Genomic DNA, 16,168 nt, shown 5'->3' with positions numbered 1-16,168 from the left:
GCCCATCAGCCTTGTGGCATGGATCGCCGATCCAGTTCATGCGGAGGTCTTCTCGGCGCCCGCCGGGGCGAGCAGGCGCTGCAGACGGGCCGCCTGTTCGTGGCGCTGGACTTCGCGGTCGGGGGCCTGACACTGCTCTTCGAGCAGGGCAATAGCATCCTCCACGCCGCGCGTGCCGAGGTCGGTGCCCTCTCGGTGGCGCAGGGTCACTCTGCCCTCGGCCGTCTCCCGGTCGCCGACGATCAGCAGGAAGGGAATCCGCTGCAGGGTCTGCTCGCGAATCTTGTAGCCGATCTTCTCGTTGCGCACGTCGGCCTCGGCGCGTAGCCCGGCGTCGCAAAGCGCCTCGGTCAGCGTCTCGGCATAACCCGCCTGGGACTCGGTGATCGACATCACCACCGCCTGCTGCGGCGCCAGCCAAGCGGGCAGCTTGCCGGCGTGATGCTCGATCAGGATGCCGAGGAAGCGTTCCAGGGAGCCGAACAGCGCGCGGTGCAGCAGCACGGGACGCTGGCGCTGGCCCTGTTCGTCCACGTAATCGAGCCCGAAACGCTCGGGCAGGTTCATGTCTACCTGAAGGGTACCGCATTGCCAGTCGCGTCCGATGGCGTCGCGCAGCACGAACTCGAGCTTGGGCCCGTAGAAGGCGCCTTCGCCGGGGTTGAGCTCGTAGGCCAGGTCCATCGCCTCCAGGGCGTCGGTCAAGGCCCCCTCCAGGCGGTCCCAGATGGCCTCGCTGCCCATGCGGTTCTCCGGCCGGGTAGAGAGCTTGAGGCGCACCTCCTCGAAACCGAACTCCCGGTAGATGTCGAGCACCAGCGCCACCACCCGGCGGCACTCCGCGTTCATCTGCTCCGGCGTGCAGTAGATGTGGGCGTCATCCTGGGTGAAGTGGCGCACCCGCAGCAGGCCGTGCAGGGCGCCGGAGGGCTCGTAGCGGTGCACCTTGCCGAATTCGCCCATGCGGATGGGTAGGTCGCGGTAGCTCTTCAGGCCATGACGATAGAGCAGCACGCTGCCAGGGCAGTTCATCGGCTTGAGCGCCAGGGAGCGACCATCTTCGGTCTGGGTAGTGAACATGTGTTCCTGGTAGTTCTGCCAATGGCCGGAGGTTTCCCACAGGCCACGGTCCATCATGTCCGGCGTATTGATCTCCACGTAGCCGCCGGCGGCCTGGCGGCGGCGCATGTAGGCGATCAGGGTCTGCAGCACGGTCCAGCCGCCGGGGTGCCAGAACACTGCGCCGGGGGCCTCCTCCTGGAAGTGAAAGAGCCCCAACTGGCGCCCCAGGCGGCGGTGGTCGCGCTTCTCCGCCTCCTCCAAGCGCTTGAGGTAGGCCTTGAGCGCCTTGCGGTCAGCCCAGGCCGTACCGTAGATCCGCTGCAGCTGCGCATTTCGAGCGTCACCGCGCCAGTAGGCGCCCGACAGCTTGGTCAGGCGGAAATGCTTGAGAAAGCGAGTATTGGGCACGTGGGGGCCGCGGCACATGTCCACGTACTCCTGATGAAAGTAGAGCCCCAGGGTGGTTTCGTCGCGCATCTCCTCGATCAGCCGCCGCTTGTAGCTCTCGCCGCGCTCACGGAAGATCCGCAGGGCCTCTTCCCGCTGAATCCGCCGCTTGATGACGTCGTACTCCCGGGCGATCAGCACCTTCATGCGCGCCTCGATGGCCGCCTGGTCCTCCGGCGTGAAGGGGCGCTCGATAGCGATGTCGTAGTAGAAGCCGTCGTCGATGACCGGGCCGATCACCATCTCGGCATCGGGGTAGAGCTGCTTGACGGCGTGGCCCACCAGGTGGGCGCAGGAGTGGCGGATGATCTCCAGCCCCTCGGGGTCGCTTGGCGTGATCACCTGCACCCGGGCGTCCCGGGTGATGGGGTCGCAGGCGTCCACCAGCGCCCCGTCGACCCTGCCGGCCAGTGCCTGGCGGGCCAGTCCAGGGCCGATGGCGGTGGCGACTTCGGCCACGCTGGTGGGTGACGCCAGCGTGAGCTCGCGCTCGTCCGGCAGGGTGATGGCGAGGGGCTCGCCGGCGGCGGAAGGAGGCGTCTCGGTCATGGGGCGTTCTCGTTTGTAGGGGGCGGGTCAGGGACGCGTTCTAAGCAAGCGTCGGCTGCCAGCTCGGGCCTTCGGGTGTATCGCGCACCTCGGCACCCAGCTCGGACAGGGCCCGATAGTGGTCGAGCAGGGTGCGGCGGGCGCGCATCAGGCGCTCGCCGATCATGGCGGTGCACTCCACGTGCCAGCCGGGGCGTCCGCGCCCCCAGGGGCTCTCCCAGCCCGGCTGCTCCGGAGAGGAGGGTTTCCACAGCACGAAGTCCAGCGGGTTGCGCTTGTAGGGCGCCACCTCCACCCGGGCCCCGGCCAGCATCTCCTCGCGGCGGCGAGTCCGTGTATTGAAGAGTTGCATCGTGCTCCCGTGGCGTTGCATTCATGCGTCAGGTCACAGTGGCGCAGAGATGACCTCCACCGAGTCGTCGCGAATGGCGTTGTAGAAACAGTTGGGGCGCCCGGTGTGGCAGGCGGGGCCCTGCTGATCGATCTGCAGCAGCAACGCATCGCCGTCGCAGTCCAGGCGCGCTTCTATCAGCCGCTGGCGGTGCCCGGAGCTCTCGCCCTTGCGCCACAGGGTCTGCCGCGAACGCGACCAGTAGCAGACCCTCTCTGTGGTCAGGGTCTCCAACAGCGCCTCGCGGTTCATCCAGGCCAGCATCAGCACCTCGCCGCTGTCGTGCTGCTGGGCGATGGCGGTGATCAGGCCGTCGGCGTTCCAGGGAATGGCGGCTAGCACCGCCTCCAACGGTCGCCGCTCGCCGCGCTCGGCCTGCTCCAGCTGTAGCCAGATATCCATCACGCCTCCTGCCAGTTCCACTGGCTGCGTGCCACGGCGTCGTGGGCGTGCAGGCTCTCGGCGTGCACCACGCGAAGGGCGAAGCCCCCGATGCCGGGCAGGTCGCGCAGGGTCTGATGCAGGCGGCGCGCCGCGTCTTCGCAGAACATCAGGTTCTGGCCGTTGGCCAGGGCGAAGGCCTGCTCGTCGATGCGTTTTACCGCCGTTTGCAGGGCCGTGCCGAGGGCCTTCTCGACGCGCTCCACCAGCGCCTCCAGCGGCAGCTCATCGAGGCCTATCGCCAAACGCACCGATAGATGGGCCTGGCTGCGCTGGCTGTGGGGGGTGGCCAGCACGCCCTGCTCGCTGCCCAGCCAGGCGTGTACCGCTTCGCGGGTTACCGGCATCTCGACGAAGTCCTCGTCGAAAGCCTGCTGAATCAGCTGGCGGGCCAGGGCCGCTGAGCATGGGCAGGTGGAGGAGTAGCCCACGCTCAGCTCGAGGATGACGTGCAGGCCCTGAGCGTCGCGGCGGCAGCACAGGGTGAAGGGGTAGGTCTTCCATCCCGACAACGGGCTGATCAGTGCCGGGCGGCGCAACAGCGCCTCGCCCTCCAGGTCGAGAAAGGCCTGGCGGGATAGCCCCTCATGGCTTGCCAGGAAGGCGTCGAGCACCCCGGCCACCCGCGACAGTGAGAGCTCCTGCCCCTCCAGCTCGGCTAGTGCCAGGTAGAGACGCGACATATGAATGCCGCGGGCCGTTGGATCATCGAGGCTGACGCCCGCCGAAGCGCGGCCGGCGATGGCCTGGCCGGCCACCTTCAGCGGCAGGGCGATGCCCTCCATCCCGACCCAACTCAGCGTGCCAAGACGCGTGGCGGGTGCGGCGGCGATATCTGTCAGAGTGTGTTGTTCCATGTAGGGCTCGCTTGGGCGTTTCTGCTAAGCATCGAAGTCGTCGAATAACCGGGTCACGGCCTCGGGCGCCACGCCGCTGGTAATGAACACGAAGCGCGAGACGCCGTCCGGGCAGGCTTCCGACGGCAGGGCCACCGGCGGGTGAAAGATATGCTGCACGCCGTGCAGCGCCAGCGGCTGTGCCTGCCCCGCGACGTTCACGATCGCCTTGATGCGCAGCATCTTTTCGCCGAGCAGACTCATCAGCAGGTCCAGCCAGTCTTCCAGCACCCCGGGGGCAATGGGCGTCTCCACGCGAAAGCAGAAGGAGCGGATCTGCTCGCCGTGTCGACTCAAAGGGGCGTCGCCGTCAGACGCGAGCAGCGGGGCAGGAGCGTCGCTGACAGAGGGCGTGAGGCTCGATATGGGTGACACCTGCAGATAGGCGCCGGCCCCGAGCCAGCCTTCCACCTGCCGGTCAGCATTATCCGAGACAGGCAGGCGCTTGGCGGTCAGCCGTGCGGCGTCGACCGCACCGTGCTGCACATCCAACTGCTCGGCCGCCGGATTGATCTCGGTCAGCCGCTCGGTGAGCCGAGCCAGACGGGCTTCGTCGACCAGGTCGGCCTTGGTGATCAGCAGGCAGTCGGCGATGGCGGCCTGGCGTTGAGACTCCCGATGGGCGTTCAGGGTCGAGACGCCATTGGCAGCATCCACCAGGCACACCACACCATCCAGGCGGAAGCGATGGGCGAGCCAGTGGTCGGTCATCAGCGTCTGCAGGATCGGAGCCGGGTCGGCCAGACCGGTGGTCTCGATGATCATCCGCGAGATCGGCCGGCCGCCATCGCTCGCGAGCGCCTCCCAGGCCTGCTGGACGCTTCGGCTCAGGTCGCCGCGAATGGTGCAGCAGAGGCAGCCGCTGCTCATCTCCACCACGCTGTGCTCGTCGCCTTCGGCAACCAGCCGGTGATCCAGCCCGATATCCCCGAACTCGTTGATCACCACCAGCGCATCGCGCATGGCAGGCTGGCGCACCAGCTCGTTGAGCAGCGTGGTCTTGCCGCTGCCGAGAAAGCCGGTCAGCACCGTGACCGGGATGAGGTCTGCCGTCAGCATGGCTCACTCCCAAGGAGGAAAGGGGTCGGGCAGCGCCTGCCAGGCGTCCTTGCCGGCCAACAGCTCCTCCTCGCTCAGCAGGCAGGCATCCAGTGCCTGGCGAATCTGCGCCGCGTCGAGGTTCTGGCCGATGAACACCAGCTCCTGGCGCATGTCGCCGAAGGGCTCCTGCCACTTTTCCTGAATAGCCGCACGATAGGCTGGGTCATCGGGCCAGTGCGACTCGGGGACGGCCTTCCAGAACAGGCCGGCGAAGCCGTAGTGGGCGATGCCGCCGGCCTGACTCCACTGGCCGGCGAACTGCGGCCGCGTGGCCAACCAGAAGAAGCCCTTGGAGCGCAGCAGCTTGCTGCCAAACCAGTCGCCGTGGAGCAGGTCGAAGAATTTCTGCGGATGGAAGGGCCGCCGGGCGTGGTAGGCGAAACTCGAGATGCCGTACTCTTCGGTTTCCGGCACGTGCTCGCCGCGCAGCTCTTTCAACCAGCCCGGCGCCTGCTGGGCGCGTTCGAAGCTGAAACAGCCCGTTTCCAGCACCTTCTCCAGCGGCACCTGGCCATGCGCCATGGGAATCGTTTCGGCATCGGGGTTGAGCGAGCGCAGTACCGCCATCAGCTCGTCCAACTGACGCGCGTCGAGCAAATCGGTCTTGCTGATCAGCAGGACATCGCAAAACTCGACCTGATCGACCAGCAGATCGGCGACGTTGCGCTCGTCCTCCTCACCGAGGCTTTCGCCTGCCTCGGCCAGCGACTGCGCCTCCCGGTATTGGGCGAGGAAGTTGGCCCCGTCCACCACCGTGACGAGGGTATCCAGTCGCGCCACCTGAGAGAGACTACGGCCGTTCTCGTCTTCGAAGGTGAAGGTCTCGGCAACCGGCAGCGGTTCGGAAATGCCGGTGGACTCGATCACCAAGGTGTCGAAGCGGCCTTCGCCAGCAAGACGACTGACCTCGACCAGCAGATCCTCGCGCAGGGTGCAGCAGATGCAGCCGTTGCTCATCTCCACCAGCTGTTCCTCTGCCCGATTGAGCGTCACCTCGTCCGCCTCGCCGGGGACGCCGCGCACCAAGGCGGCATCGATGTTGACCTCGCTCATGTCGTTGACGATCACCGCCACGCGACGCCCCTCGCGATTGGCCAAGATATGATTGAGCAGCGTCGTCTTGCCGGCACCGAGAAAGCCGGAAAGCACGGTCACCGGCAGCGCTTCGCGTTCTTGCTCCATCAGTTCTCTCCTCTTGCCTTGCGATAGTGATGCTCGCGCCGTTCCTGACGCTCCTTGGCCTCCAGACAGAGCCGTGCAGTGGGGCGCAGTAGCAGACGCGGCAACCCGATGGGCTCACCGGTCTCTTCGCAGTAACCGTAATCGTCCTCTTCGATCCGCCTCAGGGCGGCTTCGATATTGGTCAGCAGCCGGGTTTCGCGATCGGCCTGTCGCAGTTGTAGGCGCAACTCCTCCTCGAAGGCCGCCTGGTCGAGCGCATCGCTGCCGCGATCATGGGAGGCCATGGCGGCACGAACCTCCCCCAGGTGTTCCTCGATGCGGGCCTTCTCATCGAGCAGCCGACGGCGGAAAAAGGCCAACTGCTCGTCGTTCATGTAGGCGTCATCCGGCATCGCCAGCAGGCGCACCTCTTCGGCAGATGGCATTGGACTCCCTCAAGCGTCTTCTTCAAGAACCAGAAAAAATACGTTATAACATAACAAATATGCAACCTCATAAGACTCGCTCTACACATTCGAGGAGACTGACCCCATGACGATGGCCGCTCAATGCTTGGCGACACCGTCTCCCCAGGAGACAGCCCATGTCGTCGAAGGCGACGACATCACCGCCCTGCCCCGGATCTTCGAGGATGACATCAACATCGCCATCTTGCGGCGCCGGCTGCCCGACGACGTGCAGGCCGGCGTGAGAGCCCAGTGCCAAGCCGACAGAGCGTTATCTTTCTCCTGGCTTGGCACACCCGGAGACACCCTGCGCATCGAGCTGCTGAACCGGCTTCATGCTCCCGGTGCTTGCAGCGCGCTGATCGAGGACATCGTGACCCTGGCCGAGGCCGTGGCCTATCTCTTTGACACCGACAACGTGGGGCTGCGCCTGCGCCGGTTAGAGGAAGCCATGTGCCCGCGCTTTCACTGCGACAACCTACCCGTGCGCCTGGTCACGACCTACCATGGCCCTGGCAGCGAGTGGCTGCCCGAGTGGGCCGTGAACCGCCAGGGGCTCGGAGCTCCACGATCGGACAAGCCGGAGACCATCGCCGACCCGGCCGCCGTTCAACGGCTCGACACCGGCGACCTGGCGCTATTCAAGGGCAGCGGCTGGGTCGGCAACGAGGAGCGGGGCGCGGTTCACCGCAGTCCGGCTCTGGAAGATGGCCAGCAGCGCCTGCTACTGACGCTGGACCCCGCCTAGGGGAAGGCGCTTTACAGCGTCGGACGCCGCTTCAGCGTGGTACGGCGGTCGTGGTAGGCGATGGCCAGGCCGCTGCCGATGATCAGGGCACTGCCGACGAACACCCACAGGTCGGGCATCTCGCCCCAGAACCACCAGCCGAGCAGTACCGCCCACAGCATGGCGGTGTAGTCGAAGGGCGCGGCAATGGCCGCCGGGGCATGCCGAAAGGCCATGGTAATGCAGGCCGTGGCACCCACGCCGAACACGCCGGCAGCGAGAAAGGCCGGCCAGTGCTCGGGATAGGGGGTCCGCCACACTAGCGGCAGACTCAGGGCGGCAACCACCAAGGGCACCAGGTTCATGTAGAAGACCATGGCCCAGAGGTGCTCGCGCCCTCCGTAGCGGCGCGACGTGACCATCAGCAGCGCATAGAAGACGGCGGCCCCCAGCATGGCCAGGGCGCCGGGATGAAAGCTCTCGCCGCCCGGACGCACGATCACCAGCACACCCACGAACCCCAGTAGCGAGGCGGCCATGACCGGTCCATCCACGCGCTCGCCGAGCAACGGTACCGACAGCAGGGTGACGAACAGCGGTGCGGCGAAGGCAATGGCCGTGGCCTCGGCCAGGGGCAGCATCGTCAGCCCCAGCACGAAGCAGCCCATGGTGCCGGTGTAGATCAGCCCTCGTATCAGATGCACGCCGGGACGCCGGGTGCGCAGCTTGCGCAGGCCGCCACCGAAGTGGGCCAGCAGGGCGATGAGCGGCAACGACACCAGCGTCCGAAAGAAGATGATCTGCAGCGGCGAGTGCACCTCGCCCAGCCACTTGGCGATGGCATCGCCGATGGCCAGGCACAGCACGCCGGCGCACATGAACAGTATCCCCTTGAACGACGGTGACATCACGACCTCCCGGCTGGCCCGACCAAAAAACCACCCCGCCGACCGGAGGTCGGCGGGGCTGATTGGTTCCCAAGCTAACGGGTTAGGCGGTGGGCAGCAAGGGCGCCGACGTCAGTTGTGTGCCACCACCATGCAGTCCATGCCCTGCTGACGCAGACTGCGACACGCCGTGTGGGCATCGCCTTCCTGCAGATCGACCAGGCGCGCACGGAACAGCTGCGGTGCGTCCTGCGCTTCGGCAACCGCCACGCGGACCCCTTGGACTACGCTGGCCAGACGGTCGGCCGCCCGCGCCGCCAGGCTGCGCGCCTGGTCGGCATTGCTGAAGGCTCCGACCTGCACGGCCCAGGCCCCACCGGACGATGTCGCGTCGTTGCGTGCCAGCAGCGCCTGGATGGGGTCGTCGGCAGAGCCCATCTCGGTATCGGGTTCGGTCAGCATGGACGATGCCTCGCGAGCGGCCAGCGCCTGCGACCAGGATGAATCAGCCTCGGCCGAAGCCAGCTGTCGGGTGGGCTGCGTTGCCGGCATCGGTTCGGGCAACGCCATGCGATCGCCGGACAGGTCGGCCTGGGCGACCCAGTCGCCACGCCGCTGCATCGCCAGGCGCAGGTAGCCGCGATCGAGCAGGTCGGCCGTGTGCGCATCGCGAGAGGCCGCCGTGAAGCCGCCCATTACCACCGTGAGGATGCGCCGGTCGTGGCGCACCGCCGACGTGGCCACGTTGAAGCCCGAAGCGCGAATGAAACCGGTCTTGAGACCGTCGGCACCCGGGTAATCGTCCAGCAGGCGATTGTGGCCGGTGATGGTCTTGCCGTTCCAGTGGAAGCGTGTTCGGGAAAAGTAGTGGTAATGCTGGGGGAAGTCCTTCATCACCCGTAGCGCAAGGGTGGCCATATCCCGCGCCGTGGTGACCTGGCGCGCGTCGGGCAGGCCATGGGGATTGCGGAAGACGGTATCCGACATCCCCAGCTCGCGCGCCTTGCGCGTCATCATGCTGGCGAAGTGCTCATCGCTGCCGCCCAGCGCCTCGGCCACCGTCACCGCCACGTCGTTGGCCGACTTGATCACCAGCGCCTCGATGGCCGTCTCCACGGGAATGGTCGACCCCGCCTTGAGATAGAGCTTGGAGGCCGGCTTGGAAGCGGCATAGGTCGAAACCGGCAGCGGTTGGTCGAGGGTCAGGCCGCCATCTTCGAGGGCCTCGAACAGCAGGTAGAGCGTCATCATCTTGGTCAGCGATGCCGGATAGCGAGTGGCATCGGCGTTGGCGGCATGCAGCACGGCGCCGCTCTCGGCATCGACCACGATGGCCGCATAGCGCGGATTGGCGTGGACCTGCCCGACGCTCAGCAACATCAGGCAGCCGAACAGCACGCCAAGAAGCGTGCCGACAGGATTTCGGTAGGCGGGTGGCATGGCTGGCACCTCTGTTCCCTTGGTGGTTCCCTACTGCCCTTCTTCTTTCAGGTGGGGCCTGCACCAGTATGGACAAAAATTGGTCAATTGGCTGCAACGAATAGCCGCAGGTAGCATAGCCATACTATCGAATGGCAACCATGCCGCATCAAGCTCGTGACCTGGCCTGTCGAGCAACCGGGCAACTCGAAGGCGCGAGAGGGTCGACGCTGCTGGCCCATCACGCGAGCCGGGCCAGCAGCAGACCGACCCCATGGCTCGCCACGGAGAGCAGAACGGCGCTTATGAACCGACGGCTTCGGCAGATGCCAGGCGCTGCCCCAGAGCGGTGAAACGCTCGAGCTGATCGGCTCGCAGCCGGCGCGCCTCATCGCGGCCGAGGTAGACCTTGAACATGGCATCGCCCGCCTCGTTGAAGAACTGCACCGAGGCCGTTTCCAGGCCCATGAAAGGGCGCCGCAGGAAGACGATGGTTGCACAGCGGTCGGGCTTCAGGTGGCCGCTGAGAGCGTGCCCGCCCTGCAGGTTGTAGAACCCATGGCCAAGCTTGCCTTCGGGAAAGGGGCCGCTGTACTCGAGAATCACGTCCGGCGTGTGGACGATGGTCGTCAGCGCTCCCCAACCGGCCAGCTCGCCGAGCACCTCGACGAAATGCTCGCCAGAGACGCGCTGCCAACAGTGCCGTGGCAGGCAGCTCACCACCTCCAGCAGCGAGAGGGAGTGCTGGACGGCCAGGGCCTCCAGCATGCCGTCCTGGCTTTCCGCCAGCTGCTGGCGAAGTGCGTCCAGGCGGCCTTGGCGAGATGTTGCATCGGCTTGGGGGTGTGACATTGCAGTCTCTCCTGTTGAAGGGCAGTGGTCCGGTTCAAGATGACTCGCCGTCGCTCGACACGGCCGTCAGGGAAGCCAGCCGTTGGTTGAAGCCGGCGATGAGATTGGAACTCCAGAAGCAGCCGGCGGTGGTCAGTGTCACGCGGTCGCCATGACGTTCGGCCAAGCCGGCCCGCTGCCACACGTCGACCAGATGACGCAGCTCCGGCAAGGCATCGGCGGCGGCGGACATCACCGCGGGGAGCCGCTGGAGATCGAGAGCCCCCACTTCCAGATCCCCGCAGACGACATCGCGCAGGGGCTGCAACGCATCGCCCTGCAGCATGCCGGCCAGGGGCTTGCGTCCTCGATTCACGGTCGACAGGTAGCCTTCCAGATCGCCGTCGAGGGTGTAGCTGTAGCTTCCTCGCTTGCCGCCGGCACCGGAGCCGAAGGCCAGCGTGGTCGCCCCCGTCTTGATCAGCCGGTTGTAAGCGTTGCGCTCGCGAGGCGTGGCCGCCCAGTGGCTGTTGCTGATCTGCTGCCACCCTGCCGCCGCCAGTTGTTCGCTGGCCATGCCGTACATCTCGGCGCGACATTCCAGCGAAGCCGGCGGCACCACGCGGCCATTACCGACCGCCTGGTGCAGGGGCGTCCCCGGGAACATCGACAGGCAGTAGACGTCGAGCCCATCGGGCGCCAGCGCGAGACTGGTTTCCAGATCCTGCTGCCAGACTCTCTGGCTCTGCCCGGGCAGGCCATACATCAGATCGATCACCACCGCGGCCCGGTCACGGGCCACCAGCGACTCGATATAGCGTTCCGCGGCCTCGCCGGTGGCACGCCGCCCCTGCTGCTGACGCACCCGGGTGTCGAAACTCTGCACGCCGATGGAAAGGCGATTGACCCCGGCATCGAGACAGGCGTCCACCTTCTCGCCGTCGAAATGCAGGATGCGTCCCTCCACCGTGAATTCGGCATCGGGCGCCAGGGGCAACTCTTGGCGCAGCGCCTCGATCAGGCGTACCAGATCCGGGGGCTCCAGGGCCGAGGGCGTGCCGCCGCCCAGGTAGACCGCCTCCACGATGCCTTCCTGCCACTGACTCGCATCGGCCTCCCGGCACAGCTCGTCGATGATCGCCTGGACGTAGCGTGCGGAGTCGTCACGCTGATAGCGATTCCGATAGAACCCGCAGAACAGGCAGTGATTGGCACAGAACGGAACATGTACGTAGGCCAGGCACGGGCCGACCGCCATCGGCGTTTCCATCAGACGCTGCCAGATCGCCGGCACGTCCGCCTCCGGCACCGGCCGCTTGTCGCGCCAGGGCATCACCGGAGTTCGCTTGTCGAATGCCCGACGCAGCGGGTTCACGGCGACCCGGGGCAGCGCGTGATCCGGCTCAGACAGAGGGATGCGCCTCGGCGAACGGCGCGGCTCATCCCACGTGGACTGTCCCATCTTCGATACCCTTCACTTTTCACCTGGGTCAGAAATGCAGCGTGCCGGTCAGGCTGGCACTGCGCCCCTCCCCCGGGATCTCGCCATACGGCTGGTAGGCCTTGTCGAATAGATTGTTCAGGTTCAGTCCGACATCGAAGCGCGCGCCATGGCTGAGCCCCAGATAGGCGTTGACGGTGCCGTATCCGGCGGCCCGGGAGGTCAGTTCACCCTCGGCGTCACGCTGTTTCGCCTCGCTTTCGGCACGCACGAAGAGATCGATCTCGGCCTGGGTGACCGGCGTCACCGCCCAGTCGTGGCGGATGCCGACGCGCCCGGCAAAGCGCGGCGTGCCGCTGTCGGTGGTGCTCGACGAGCCATAGTCGAACTCGCGTCGCAGCACGCTGCCGTTGAGATAGAGCGAGGCATCCCAGGCCGGCAGGCCGTACTCGGCCAGCAGTTCTAGCCCCGTGGTCCGGGCCTCGTGAACGTTGACGTAACCCCGCTGGCTGGGCCCCGAGCCACCGCCGCCCAGGTCTTCCTCGCCGATGTAGTCTTCGGCGCGGGTATGGAAAAGCGTGGCATCCAGGGTCACCCGGTCGCCGCGATAGCGGGCTCCCAGCTCCAGGGTCTCGGCCGTCTCGGGCGACAGGTCGGAGTTGCCGATGATGGTGATGCCGCCTGCCGTCGTGGTCAGGAACAACTGCTGCAGGGTGGGATAGGAATAGCCCTGAGCCAGATTGGCGCGCAGCGACCATGCCTCTGAAGGGCGATGCACGAGACTCAGCGAGCCGAGCACGCGCTCATCGGTATTGTCTTGCAGTGCCTTGTCGGCACTGGCCTCGAGTTCGGCTTCTACCGCATAGACCCGCCCACCGAAATAGAGCGTGGTCGCCTCGCCCAGCTCCCACGCCTGCTGGGCATACCCCGACAAGGTCTCGATGCGCGCCTCATCGGCCGTCGACGTGACGGTGCGCTGGCCGTTGGGCGGCGGAAAAGGCATGAAGACATCCGAGGTCTTGTCGGTGTCGAGCGCGTCGTTTTCGTACTCAACACCGATCACGGTGTTGCCGACGTCGGCCACGCGGAGGTCGGCCTGAACGTCCAGGCCATAGGTGGTCTGGCGATCGTCGCTGGTGCCGCCGATCTCCATGCCGTTGCTCATCGCCGCCTGGTTCTCGAACAGCCGGTCGATGGTCTGGTGATAGAGACTGGCTTCGAGGCTCTCGACCCAGGGCAACGGCGAGTCTCCCTCGTAGAACAGGCCGACCTTGCGCAGGTCGCGCTGCGGAAGGCGAATGGAAAAGGCGTCGAACCCCTCGGGAACCGGATTGTAGACGTCCGCCTCGAGTCGGTACTGGTCCGCCTTGAGCGCCCAATAGTGATTGCCGGCGGTATAACCGAGGTGTGCCGAAAGCTGATCCTGCGCATGGCTCGAAGGCCGCAATCGCCCATCGGGCGTTCGCCGGTCGTCTTCGTCGCCGAGCCCCGCGGTCAGGCGCCAGTCGACGGCGCCCAGCGCCCCCTGAAGATTGGCGGTGGTGCGAAACCCGTCGGTGGCCGAATATCCCGTCGCGGAAAGACTGCCCTCCAGCGGTCGTTCGCCGCCCCGGCGCGTGATGATGTTGACCACGCCACCGATGGCGTTGGAACCGCTGAGCACCGAGGAGGGCCCGCGAACCACCTCGATCCGCTCGATGGTGGACGGATCGATCAGCAGCGGCGTGCCGTAGGGCGAGTGATCGGTCAGCGCATGGCCGTCGACCTGCACGGTGACGCGGCGAGACGTCTCGCCGCGGATCATGATGCGCTTCATGCCGGCCGTGCCGTCGTCGAACACCTTGACCCCTGGCACGTCCCTGAGCTGGTCCGCCACGCTGGACGACGCGTTGCGCCGCAGGTCATCCGCCTCCACGGTCGACACCGAAGCGGGGTTGTCGAAGATCGACACCTCGCTGCCGGTACCCAGTACCACCAGGGTGTCCAGGGAGGCCGGCTCGGAATCGCCCTCCCCGGTCGCCGCTTCGGCATGGGCCACGCTGGCGCCAGCCGCGACGAGACACAAGGCCAACCCCCACTCCCTCGTTTCACACATCGCCATGTCGTTCTCCTGGAAACCACGAATGCCTCACGCTCATGCGGCATCCGATGCAATATGACAGCCTACATACAAATAATAATCTTTATCAAACATGAATCGATCACAACTATGGCCTGCATCAAAAAATCCCCGATGGTTTCGCTGCGCCGATTCGCCGCACTTGCCAAATCGAGATTCGCCGCCTATTGTTGAGAACGGTTATATTTCTCACTATTAACAGGAAAAGATCGCCATGCTGGCTTTTCCACGTTCCACTCGAGGAGCGGCGACACGATCGCTGGCGCCAACTTCGGCTTACCAAGCCGCCAACCGCCTTCCATGGCTGTTGGCCGCCATCATGCTGGCCGCTCTTGCCAGCCTGCCCGCCAACGCGGCCGAACGGCTGGTGGTCGCCGGAGGCGACCTGACGGAGATCGTCTATGCCTTGGGGGAAGGCGAACGCGTCGTCGGCGTCGACAGTACCTCCACCCATCCCGACGCGGCTCTCGAACTTCCCAGCATCGGTTACGTCCGCTCGCTGTCGGCGGAAGGCGTGCTCTCGCTGAGGCCAGACCGGGTATTGGCCAGCCATTACGCCGGGCCGGATACCGCTCTGGAACGCATTCGCGATGCGGGCGTGGCACTCGAACGGGCACCCGAGCTATCGGGCGATGCCGAGCGCGACGTGCCGGCCAAGATACGCTTCGTGGGCAGCGCTCTGGAGCGCCAGGCGGAGGCGGAACGGCTCGTCGGCCGATTCGAGCGCGAGCTCGAAGAGGTGACGCACCGGCTCGACGACGTCACGCAGCGCCCGCGCGTGCTCTTCGTACTCTCCGCCGGCGAGGGCCCATTGATGATCGGCGGTGAGGGCACCGCAGTGGCCGATATCATCCGACGTGCCGGTGGCGAGCCGATGACGGGCGGCATCGACGGCTACAGCCCCATCTCTCCGGAAGCCGTCATCGACCTGCAGCCGGAAGCGGCGCTGGTGATGTCATCCCAGGTGGCGGGGCAGAACAGCCAGGAGTGGTTACTGGAGCGCCCTGACCTCGGCCAGACACCGGCCGGCAAGGAAGGACGGCTGATCGCCATGGACGGCATGCTGCTGCTCGGGTTCGGGCCACGCACGCCGCAGGCCATCCGCGAACTGGGCCAGGCATTGCATCCGCAGCGCTTCGCCTCGACGCACGACCGACCATGACATCGCCCACGCTGTCGCGACGGCGCACCGTAGCAGAGCGACACCGCCCGCAAGCGATCCTTGCGGGCCTGGCCATTCTCGCCATCCTGATGGCGCTGGCCGAACTGCTGCTCGGCCCCGTCACCATCAGTGGCGACCGTCTGCTGGCCGTACTGCTCGGCGGTGGCGAGCCGCTGGACGCCGGCATCCTGTGGCAGATCCGCCTGCCACGCCTGACCCTGGGCATCGCCGTCGGCGTGGCCCTGGCCCTGTCCGGCACCGCTCTACAAGGCGTGTTGCGCAACCCGCTGGCCGACCCCGGGCTGATCGGCGTCACGGCCGGCGCTTCCCTGGGAGCCGTCAGCGTCATCGTCCTCGGCGGCCTCTTCGCCACCGAGCTGCCCGGTTTTCTGCAGCCTTTCCTCCTGCCGCTGTCGGCCTTCCTGGGTGGCAGCCTGGTGATCGCCTGCGTTTTCACCCTGTCCCGACGCAGCGGCGAAACCTCGATGGCGACACTGATCCTGATCGGCGTGGCCATCAACACCATCGCTGGCGCCATCATCGGCGTGCTGGTCTACGTCTCCGACGACCAGGCGCTGCGCGACCTGACCTTCTGGAACATGGGCGGCCTGGGGCATGCCAGCTGGCCCGTGGTCACCGTGGCCCTGGCGGCGACCCTGGCGTGCGTGCCGACGTTCTGGCGTCATGCCCATGGCCTGGACCTGTTTCAACTGGGCGAACGCCAGGCCTTCCATGCCGGCCTGGACGTCGAGCGCTGCAAACGACGCATGGCGCTGTCCGCCGCCGTGAGCGTGGGTGCCGTCACGGCAGCGGCCGGGCCCATCGGCTTCATCGGGCTGGTGGCACCCCACCTGGCCAGACTGCTGGTCGGCCATGGCCACCGCTGGGTGCTGCCCACCGCCGCCCTGCTCGGGGTGAGCCTGGTGCTGGGTGCCGACCTGGCCGTGCGGCTCGCCATCCCGCCGCAGGAGCCGCCGATCGGCATCGCCACCAGCCTGCTGGGTGGCCCCTTCTTCCTGTGGCTGCTGACGCGCAGACATCGGAGGCAAGATGCTTGAGGCAAGCGG

The 16,168-nt window shown here is 66.5% G+C and carries 14 protein-coding genes and 1 pseudogene; 3 read left to right on the top strand and 12 right to left on the bottom strand.

All coding sequences use genetic code 11. The annotated features are described in order from the left end of the window. Positions 1-36 precede the first annotated feature (36 nt). The 7 genes and pseudogenes from thrS to GFD32_RS14350 all read right to left on the bottom strand — a co-directional run bounded on the left by thrS (position 37) and on the right by GFD32_RS14350 (position 6,494). Positions 37-2,058 carry a threonine--tRNA ligase gene (gene thrS / locus GFD32_RS14380; RefSeq protein WP_163577292.1) on the bottom strand — a complete coding sequence of 674 codons (2,022 nt, stop codon included), beginning with the start codon at positions 2,056-2,058 and terminating at the stop codon, positions 37-39. A 148-nt stretch (positions 2,059-2,206) separates the two neighbouring features. After that, positions 2,207-2,386: pseudogene (locus tag GFD32_RS14375) on the bottom strand (cysteine--tRNA ligase); the annotation flags it as partial. A gap of 57 nt (positions 2,387-2,443) precedes the next feature. Beyond that, positions 2,444-2,851, bottom strand: coding sequence for a phosphoribosyl-AMP cyclohydrolase (hisI, locus tag GFD32_RS14370; RefSeq protein WP_163577291.1), 408 nt, complete (start codon positions 2,849-2,851; stop codon positions 2,444-2,446). Further along, a complete protein-coding gene (gene folE2 / locus GFD32_RS14365) occupies positions 2,851-3,747 on the bottom strand; it encodes a GTP cyclohydrolase FolE2 (RefSeq protein WP_163577290.1) in 897 nt (298 codons plus the stop codon). Before folE2 ends, hisI begins: the two co-directional genes overlap by 1 nt. A 24-nt stretch (positions 3,748-3,771) precedes the next feature. Then, a complete protein-coding gene (locus tag GFD32_RS14360; RefSeq protein WP_163577289.1) occupies positions 3,772-4,845 on the bottom strand; it encodes a CobW family GTP-binding protein in 1,074 nt (357 codons plus the stop codon). A 3-nt stretch (positions 4,846-4,848) separates the two neighbouring features. Continuing rightward, the gene (zigA, locus tag GFD32_RS14355; protein ID WP_163577288.1) at positions 4,849-6,069 is read right to left on the bottom strand and encodes a zinc metallochaperone GTPase ZigA; all 1,221 of its coding nucleotides are present in this window, start codon (positions 6,067-6,069) and stop codon (positions 4,849-4,851) included. Next, positions 6,069-6,494, bottom strand: a complete 426-nt coding sequence (locus GFD32_RS14350) for a TraR/DksA family transcriptional regulator (protein WP_163577287.1) — start codon at positions 6,492-6,494, stop codon at positions 6,069-6,071. The genes zigA and GFD32_RS14350 overlap by 1 nt, the downstream gene beginning before the upstream one ends. Positions 6,495-6,600: 106 nt before the next feature. On the opposite strand from GFD32_RS14350, the gene GFD32_RS14345 reads away from it, so the two are divergent. Then, complete coding sequence (locus tag GFD32_RS14345) at positions 6,601-7,263, top strand: DUF1826 domain-containing protein (RefSeq protein WP_320416221.1); 663 nt, start codon at positions 6,601-6,603, stop codon at positions 7,261-7,263. An 11-nt stretch (positions 7,264-7,274) separates the two neighbouring features. Here GFD32_RS14345 and GFD32_RS14340 read toward each other — a convergent pair whose 3' ends face one another. The 5 genes from GFD32_RS14340 to GFD32_RS14320 form a co-directional block, all read right to left on the bottom strand. Beyond that, entirely contained in the window at positions 7,275-8,150 is an 876-nt protein-coding gene (locus GFD32_RS14340; RefSeq protein ID WP_163577286.1) for a DMT family transporter, read from the bottom strand. Between the two features lie 111 nt (positions 8,151-8,261). Then, entirely contained in the window at positions 8,262-9,569 is a 1,308-nt protein-coding gene (locus GFD32_RS14335) for a D-alanyl-D-alanine carboxypeptidase (RefSeq protein WP_163577285.1), read from the bottom strand. 282 nt (positions 9,570-9,851) lie between these two features. After that, on the bottom strand, positions 9,852-10,400 hold the full coding sequence (gene hutX, locus GFD32_RS14330; protein ID WP_163577284.1) for a heme utilization cystosolic carrier protein HutX: 549 nt from the start codon (positions 10,398-10,400) through the stop codon (positions 9,852-9,854). Positions 10,401-10,434: 34 nt separating this feature from the next. Continuing rightward, positions 10,435-11,841 (bottom strand): heme anaerobic degradation radical SAM methyltransferase ChuW/HutW, encoded by a 1,407-nt coding sequence (gene hutW, locus GFD32_RS14325; RefSeq protein ID WP_163577283.1) that lies wholly within the window; start codon positions 11,839-11,841, stop codon positions 10,435-10,437. A gap of 28 nt (positions 11,842-11,869) precedes the next feature. Beyond that, positions 11,870-13,921, bottom strand: coding sequence for a TonB-dependent receptor plug domain-containing protein (locus GFD32_RS14320; protein WP_163577282.1), 2,052 nt, complete (start codon positions 13,919-13,921; stop codon positions 11,870-11,872). 232 nt (positions 13,922-14,153) lie between these two features. On the opposite strand from GFD32_RS14320, the gene GFD32_RS14315 reads away from it, so the two are divergent. Together GFD32_RS14315 and GFD32_RS14310 are read left to right on the top strand one after the other, a co-directional pair. Then, positions 14,154-15,101: a heme/hemin ABC transporter substrate-binding protein gene (locus GFD32_RS14315; protein WP_163577281.1), complete on the top strand. Its 948-nt coding sequence runs from the start codon at positions 14,154-14,156 to the stop codon at positions 15,099-15,101. Next, positions 15,098-16,159 (top strand): FecCD family ABC transporter permease, encoded by a 1,062-nt coding sequence (locus tag GFD32_RS14310; RefSeq protein WP_163577280.1) that lies wholly within the window; start codon positions 15,098-15,100, stop codon positions 16,157-16,159. Before GFD32_RS14315 ends, GFD32_RS14310 begins: the two co-directional genes overlap by 4 nt. Positions 16,160-16,168: the final 9 nt, after the last annotated feature.

Source organism: Halomonas faecis (assembly GCF_010993975.1).
Classification (GTDB): Bacteria; Pseudomonadota; Gammaproteobacteria; order Pseudomonadales; family Halomonadaceae; genus Halomonas; species Halomonas faecis.
The sequence above is the reverse complement of the archived record's forward strand: the minus strand, read 5'-3'. Positions and strand labels throughout refer to the sequence as shown.